The organism is Natrialba asiatica DSM 12278 (genome assembly GCF_000337555.1).
Taxonomy (GTDB): Archaea; Halobacteriota; Halobacteria; order Halobacteriales; family Natrialbaceae; genus Natrialba; species Natrialba asiatica.
The window spans coordinates 21,235-27,584 of sequence record NZ_AOIO01000036.1 but is presented as its reverse complement, the minus strand read 5'-3'; the positions used below and the strand labels follow the sequence as shown (position 1 = coordinate 27,584).

7 protein-coding genes are annotated in these 6,350 nt (G+C 68.4%); 2 read left to right on the top strand and 5 right to left on the bottom strand.

Annotation, left to right across the window (positions count from 1 at the left end; all coding sequences use genetic code 11):
* The coding region (locus C481_RS16275) for a phosphorylase family protein (protein WP_006110395.1) at positions 1-785 on the top strand (785 nt) is incomplete at its 5' end.
* Here the strand turns inward: C481_RS16275 and C481_RS16270 are convergent.
* From C481_RS16270 to trpC, 4 genes are read right to left on the bottom strand one after another with little or no spacing between them, the layout of a single operon-like run.
* Positions 782-1,579 (bottom strand): 2-amino-3,7-dideoxy-D-threo-hept-6-ulosonate synthase, encoded by a 798-nt coding sequence (locus C481_RS16270; protein ID WP_006110394.1) that lies wholly within the window; start codon positions 1,577-1,579, stop codon positions 782-784. The genes C481_RS16275 and C481_RS16270 overlap by 4 nt on opposite strands.
* A gap of 24 nt (positions 1,580-1,603) precedes the next feature.
* On the bottom strand, positions 1,604-2,575 hold the full coding sequence (gene trpA / locus C481_RS16265) for a tryptophan synthase subunit alpha (RefSeq protein WP_006110393.1): 972 nt from the start codon (positions 2,573-2,575) through the stop codon (positions 1,604-1,606).
* Complete coding sequence (gene trpB, locus C481_RS16260) at positions 2,572-3,849, bottom strand: tryptophan synthase subunit beta (protein ID WP_006110392.1); 1,278 nt, start codon at positions 3,847-3,849, stop codon at positions 2,572-2,574. The genes trpA and trpB overlap by 4 nt, the downstream gene beginning before the upstream one ends.
* The gene (trpC, locus tag C481_RS16255; protein ID WP_006110391.1) at positions 3,846-4,706 is read right to left on the bottom strand and encodes an indole-3-glycerol phosphate synthase; all 861 of its coding nucleotides are present in this window, start codon (positions 4,704-4,706) and stop codon (positions 3,846-3,848) included. The genes trpB and trpC overlap by 4 nt, the downstream gene beginning before the upstream one ends.
* Before the next feature lie 107 nt (positions 4,707-4,813).
* Here trpC and C481_RS16250 point away from each other — a divergent pair, with 107 nt between their 5' ends.
* On the top strand, positions 4,814-5,284 hold the full coding sequence (locus C481_RS16250; RefSeq protein WP_006110389.1) for an MGMT family protein: 471 nt from the start codon (positions 4,814-4,816) through the stop codon (positions 5,282-5,284).
* Between the two features lie 5 nt (positions 5,285-5,289).
* On the opposite strand, the gene C481_RS16245 is transcribed toward C481_RS16250, so the two are convergent.
* The gene (locus C481_RS16245; protein ID WP_006110388.1) at positions 5,290-6,336 is read right to left on the bottom strand and encodes a CPBP family intramembrane glutamic endopeptidase; all 1,047 of its coding nucleotides are present in this window, start codon (positions 6,334-6,336) and stop codon (positions 5,290-5,292) included.
* Positions 6,337-6,350 lie beyond the last annotated feature (14 nt).

Sequence of the window (6,350 nt, the reverse complement as noted above, 5' to 3'; positions counted from 1 at the left end):
GCAAGAGCGACGCGGCGACGACCGTGACGGCGCTGCTCGCCGCGCCCGCTCTCGAACTCGACTCCGCGTACGTCGTTTCGGCGGGCATCGCCGGCGGGCCGCCCGAGCGGGTCGCCCTCGGCTCCGTCGTGATCGCCGATTCGGTCGTCGACTGGGATCGAAAGCATCGCTGGGATCGGACCCAGACCGGCGCGTCCGACGGCGGCGATGCGCACGGGGATGTCGGTGCTGCCGTCGATACCGATCCCGCCGCCGGCCTCGACCTCCTCGCGTATCGCCCGCGCGATTACGTCCACCGCCTCGACACCGAACTCGTGGACGCGGCGCTCGAGGCCGCCGCCGACGCGACCCTCGACTCCGATCCGGCCGCTCGCGCCTACCAGGACGAGTACGAGTTCAGTGACGCGCCGATCGCGGGGCCCACCGTCGAGCGGGGGACGACCGTCTGCGGCGACGAGTTCTGGCACGGCCCGCGGTACGCCCGCGAGGTCGCGTGGCTCTGTGAGGCCTACGGCGTCGCGCCGTACCTGACGACCCAGATGGAGGACGCGGCGACGGCGACCGCGCTCGACCGGTTCGGCCTGCTCGATCGGTACCTGAGCGTTCGCGCGGTCGCGAACTACGACCGGCCGGCCCCCGGCGAGACCGTCGAAGAGAGCTTCGACGGCAACGCCGCCAGTCTCGACCTGGCGCGCGAGAACGCCGCCCGGGTCGGTCGTACGGTCGTGACTGAACTCGTGGCGAGCGATCCGCTCGGGGTCGGTACGGACAGCCTGAAAACTTAGACTTCGAGCGCCAGTCCGGCCTCGGTCAGGGCTTCCTCGGTCGAGAGGTCGTCGTGGACGACGCCGGAGACGGCGCGGGTGATGGCTTCGGGTTGCTCGTGCTGGAAGATCGATCGTCCCATCGAGACGCCCGAGCCGCCGGCGTCCATGACGCCGCGGACCATCTCGACCGTCTCGCGGTCGGTGCCCCGCGAGCCGCCGGCGATGACCACCGGCAGGCGCGTCGATTCGACGACGTGCTGGAAGCTCTCGGCGTCGCCGCTGTAGCCCGTCTTGACGAGGTCCGCACCGACTTCCTCGGCGAGCCGGACCGCGTGGCCGAGCGACTCCGCGTCCGTCGAGTCGACGCCCGGCCCGCGGGCGTAGGCCATTGCGAGCACCGGAATCCCGAACCGGTCCGCCGTCTCGGTAACCTCCGCGAGCTGGGTCATCTGGTCGGGTTCGTAGTTCGAGCCGACGTTGATGTGGAACGAAACGGCGTCGGCCCCGGCTTTGATCGCTTCTTCGACGGTGCCGGTCATGCGTTTGTCCTGCTCGTCCGGCCCGATCGTCGTCGAGCCGTTGAGGTGGACGATGTAGCCTTTCCCGTTCTTGTTCTCGTGGACGCGGGGGGCGATCCCCTTCTGCGTGAGCACCGCGTCGGCCCCGCCGCGGGTGACGCCGTCGATGGTCGATTCGATGTCTTTGAGTCCCTGGACGGCACCCATCGTGAGGCCGTGGTCCATCGGGATGATTACGTACGAGTCGTCTGTACCGATCCGGTTCAGTCGCGCGTCGAGTCCTGCTGTAGTCATTGCGAGTGTATAGCAAACTTGCGGTTATGGCTGTTCTGGTTCCGGTGCTTCTTCCCGTCCGCGGCGCGCACCCCGCTTGAGTTCGCGCGCCTTGGCCTCGAGTTCGGCCGCCGCGGGTGCATCGCCTGCGCCGTGGTCGGCTATGATGTCGACGAGCGCGCTGCCGACGATGACGCCGTCCGCGCCGGCGGCGACGATCTCGGCGGCGTGGTCGCCCTCGCTGACGCCGAATCCGACCGCCTTGGGTACGTCGTAGCCGGCGAGGCGAGTTAGGCTGTCGTGGGTCGCGTTCGAGACGTCCGCCCGCGCACCGGTGGTCCCGAGACGGGCCTGGACGTAGGCGAAGCCCGAGACCTGGGACATGATGCGATCGAGGCGCTCGCCCTCGGTCGTCGGCGCGACGATGAAGACGAGGTCGATATCGCGATCGTCACAGGCGTCCCGAAGCGGGCCGGCTTCCTCCGCGGGGAGGTCGGGGACGATGATGCCCGAGAGGCCGGCGTCGGCCGCGCGTTCGACGAACGGGCGGACGTCGGGCTTGTTCTGCGGCTTCGCCGCGCCAGCTTTCGAGGTGCGTGCCGCCTCGCTTGGCCCGTACTGTAGGATCATGTTGTAGTAGGTCATCACCAGCAGCGGGGCCTCGGTCGAGAGGTCGTCGACGAGGTCGAAGAACTGCGCGGGGGTCGTTCCGGCGGCTAACGCGCGGTTGATCGCGGCCTGAATGGTCGGTCCCTCGGCGGTCGGCTCCGAGAAGGGCAGTCCGAGTTCGATCAGGTCCGCGCCGCCGCGGTCGAGGGCTTCGACGTACGCTCTCGTGTCTTCGAGCGAGGGGTCGCCCGCGGTGATGTAGGTGATGAGCGCGGGGTGGTTCTCGCGGATGGCGGCCTCGATGTTGCTGTCCGTGGCCGCCAGTTGCTCGCCGCCGTCGGTTCGCAGTTCACGGGTCACTTCGTTCCCCGTTCGCTCGGACCGAGACGCTCGCGGCTCGCGGCTCATGCGTCGAACACCTCCACGTCCGGTGCGGCGTCGAGGTCGCGTTTCTCCGTCTCCTCGAGTACCGTCTCCAGATCCTTGTCGCCGCGGCCGGAGACGTTGACGACGACGAGGTCGCCGAGTTCCTCGTGGTTCGCCTCTACGCATCCGAGCGCGTGACTCGACTCGAGCGCCGGGATGATCCCTTCCAGATTCGAGAGGCGATGGAAGCCGTTGAGGGCGGCATCGTCGCCCACGCTCGTCGGCGTGACCCGGCCGGTCTCGACGAGCCGCGAGAGTTCGGGGCCGACGCCGGCGTAGTCCAGTCCCGCGCTCACGCTGTGGGACTCGACGATCTGCCCGTCGTCGGTCTGGAGGAGCTTCGTCAGCGCGCCGTGGAGGACGCCGTCGGTGCCGGTCGAGAGCGTCGCCGAGTTCGGCGCGACGCCCGCCGCTTCGTCGATGTCGAGGCTCGATCCGCCGGCTTCCACCGCGTAGAGGTCGACGGATTCGTCCGGCACGAACTCGTGGAACGCCCCCATCGTGTTCGACCCGCCGCCGGCGCAGGCGACGACGCTGTCGGGGAGTCGCCCCGCCTGCTCCCGGATCTGCTCGCGGGCCTCCGCGCCGATGACGGACTGGAAGTCCCGCACCAGTCGCGGGAACGGGTGCGGGCCGACGACGGAGCCGATGACGTAGTGGGTGTTCTCGACGGTGGTCGCCCAGTCCCGGAGCGTCTCGTTGATCGCCTCCTTCAGCGTCCCGCTGCCGGCCTCGACCGGGTTGACCGCCGCGCCGTTCATCCGCATCCGGTAGACGTTCGGGCGCTGGCGGTTCACGTCCGTCCGCCCCATGTAGATCTCGCAGGGCATGTCGAGGTGGGCGGCCGCCATCGCGGTCGCCGTGCCGTGCTGGCCCGCCCCCGTCTCGGCGATGATCCGCTCTTTGCCCATGTACTTCGCGAGCAGCACCTGCCCGAGCGCGTTGTTCAGCTTGTGTGCGCCCCCGTGGACGAGGTCCTCGCGCTTGAGGTAGATCTCGCGGTCGTAGCGCTCGCTGAGCCGGTCCGCGCGCTGGAGCGGCGTCGGCCGTCCGCCGAAGTCGCGCATGCGCTCGCTGAACTCGTCCATGAACCCGTCCTCGTTCTCGAGGACGTAGCGCTCGTAGGCGTCCTCGAGTTCTTGGAGGGCGGGCATCAGTGCCTCCGGTACGTACTGGCCGCCGTAGTCGCCGAACGTTCGCTCGCGGTCGGTTCGGTCGGCGGACGCGTCTGCGTGGTCTGATTCGGTGTTGCTCATGTCTGTGTCCGTGTCTTCGTTTCCGTCTCCGCCGTCGCTCGCACCAGCGCTCGCGTGTTTGCGGTAACGTCGGTGTCGCCGGCGTGGTCCATGATCGCGCTGCCGACGAGCAAGGCGTCGGCACCGGCCTCGCGCATCCGGCGAACGTCCGCCGGTCCCGAGATTCCGCTCTCGGCGATCAGGGTCACGTCGTCCGGCACGTGGGGAGCCACCGACTCGAACGTGTCGAGATCGACCTCGAGTTCGGCGAGATCGCGGTTGTTGATCCCGACGATCTCCGCGCCCGCCTCGAGTGCGGCTTCGAGTTCGGCCTCGTCGTGGACCTCGACGAGCGGCTGGAAGCCGCGGTCGCGGGCGGCGGTGACGAGTTCGTCGAGTTCAGCCTCGGGACGCGTCGCGTTCCGGCTGGCTCGCGAATCGGTCGGTTCGCGAACGCCGACGAATCGGGCGATCAGCAGGAGTAGATCGGCCTCGACGACGTCCATCCCGGCCTCGTCGAGCACGAAATCCTTCCGAAGGACCGGAACGTCGACGGCCTCGCGGACGCGGGTCAGCGCCTCGGCCGAGCCGCCGAAGTGGGTCGGCTCGGTGAGAACCGAAATCGCCGTCGCCCCGCCCTCGACCATCGCCGTGGCGAGTTCGACGGGGTCGTCCTCGCGAGTGCCATCGCTCGTCGGACTCGTCGGCTTTACCTCCGCGATTACCGGCACGCGACCGTCTCGTTCCGCTCGGTCGATCGCGTCGGTGAGCGACCGGGCATCGACCGCAAGAGGGTCGCACTCGGCAGTGTCGTCGCGCTCGCTGGCGGCTGTAAGGATGGACCGCACCGCCGGCGCGAGCTCCCTACCCTGAGTCATTATTGTACATCAACGTACTCTTTTGTACAAAAGCCTTGCGTCATCGGCGGTGCTCACGTTAGTGTGCGACCGGCGACTATTCAAGGCCGTGTCACCTACGGGCGCGTATGGAGGACGCTACGGACGCCGGTATTTACGCGCGCGAATCGTCGTATCTCGACCGGTACGTGCAACTCGGTGCCGCCAGCGGACGGGTGCTGAGCGTCTCCGTTCCCGACACGCCCGAGGCGAACGCCGAGGCCGACCACTCGGTTCTCGACCGCATCTTCGAGTACTTAGACGGCCTCGATCCCGTCGCGTTCGATGACGTCCAGGTCGCACTGACGGTCCCCACGGACCAGCGGGCGGTCCTCGAGCAGGTCCGCGAGATTCCCTACGGCGACCAGCTCGATGTCGAGACCCTCGCGCAGGTCACCGCGACGCTCGACGCCGACGACCAGTCCGACCACACGACCGTCCGAACGGCGCTCGCCGAGAACCCGGCTCCAATTTTGATCCCCGACCACCGCATCCGCGACGGCCCGAGCGCCCTTCCGCCGGCAGTCGAGCAGAAGTTACGGTCGCTCGAGGAGTTGTAACCCGGCTAGTCAGATCCCCGATCCGACACGCTCCGTCGCGTCGCCCATTCGAGCTCGAGTCCCTCGTGGACGACGAACTCGAGGGCGTTGATCAGGTAGTGTGCCACGACGACGACGAGCAGACTTCCGGTGGCGATAAACACCGCCGCGAGCACGAACCCGAGCGCGCCCGTGACGGCGACTCCGACCGATCCCTGCATTCCGTGGCCGAGCGCAAACGCAACCGATGAAACGACTGCGAGCAGCCACGGCGACGCGTCGAATCCGGTCGCGAAGACGCCGATCAGCGCGCCGCGAAAGAGCAACTCCTCGAACGCGGCGATGATCGGAAGCACGACCAGCAACAGCGTGAGCCAGCCGCCGGTCGAGTCGGGTGCCAGCATCGATCGGAGTTGCTCGTCGTGGTCGAACCCGACCCGCTCTGCGAACGCCGCCCCGAGTTCGTTCGCCGCGTAGAGGACGATCCCGGCTCCCGTCCCCACCGCCAGGCCGCTCGCGAGATACGCGAGGCTGAACTCGATCCCGAGCGCGTTCGCCGGAATCGCGGTGAAGAGGATCGCTCCGAGGAGAACGATCAGGAACAGTCCCTGCGAGGCGGCGACGTTCGCCAGGAGCAGTCCCGTCGAGAGGTCGTCGGGATCGAGTTCAGCGTGGCCGGGGCGTCCGTCGTCGGTGCGGATGGCCCGATCGTCTCGGGAACTCGACCCGTCGTCGCCCGTCGGCGGCTCCGCGTTCTCGAGCGTGTCCACCTTGCCATCGCCGTTGCTGTCGCCGTGGTCAGCCCCAGCCCGGTCGTGGCGGTCGTGGCGGGTACCTGCGTCCGACTCGTCGGTAGCAGGGGACGACCGCTCCCCGAACTCGTCCGCGTCGCCGTCGCGGGTCGCCCGCGGCGCGTCGAACGCTTCGAGTCCGTTGTCGGTTCCGGTGGTGTCGCCTGCAGGAGCATCGGCGTCGGAACTCGAAGAAAACGACGTCTGTGTCAGGTGAGAAAGAACGAGCAAGAGCACGAGGACGACGACGGTCAGCCCCGCAAACGCCGTCCACTGTGCCATTAGTCTCGTCCGTG

What these genes read in the sequence shown, in the direction of transcription:
- C481_RS16245 (WP_006110388.1), bottom strand. Translation starts at nt 6,336, where the DNA reads ATGGCACAGTGGACGGCGTTTGCGGGGCTGACCGTCGTCGTCCTCGTG.
- trpC (WP_006110391.1), bottom strand. Translation starts at nt 4,706, where the DNA reads ATGACTCAGGGTAGGGAGCTCGCGCCGGCGGTGCGGTCCATCCTTACA.
- trpA (WP_006110393.1), bottom strand. Translation starts at nt 2,575, where the DNA reads ATGAGCCGCGAGCCGCGAGCGTCTCGGTCCGAGCGAACGGGGAACGAA.
- trpB (WP_006110392.1), bottom strand. Translation starts at nt 3,849, where the DNA reads ATGAGCAACACCGAATCAGACCACGCAGACGCGTCCGCCGACCGAACC.
- C481_RS16270 (WP_006110394.1), bottom strand. Translation starts at nt 1,579, where the DNA reads ATGACTACAGCAGGACTCGACGCGCGACTGAACCGGATCGGTACAGAC.
- C481_RS16250 (WP_006110389.1), top strand. Translation starts at nt 4,814, where the DNA reads ATGGAGGACGCTACGGACGCCGGTATTTACGCGCGCGAATCGTCGTAT.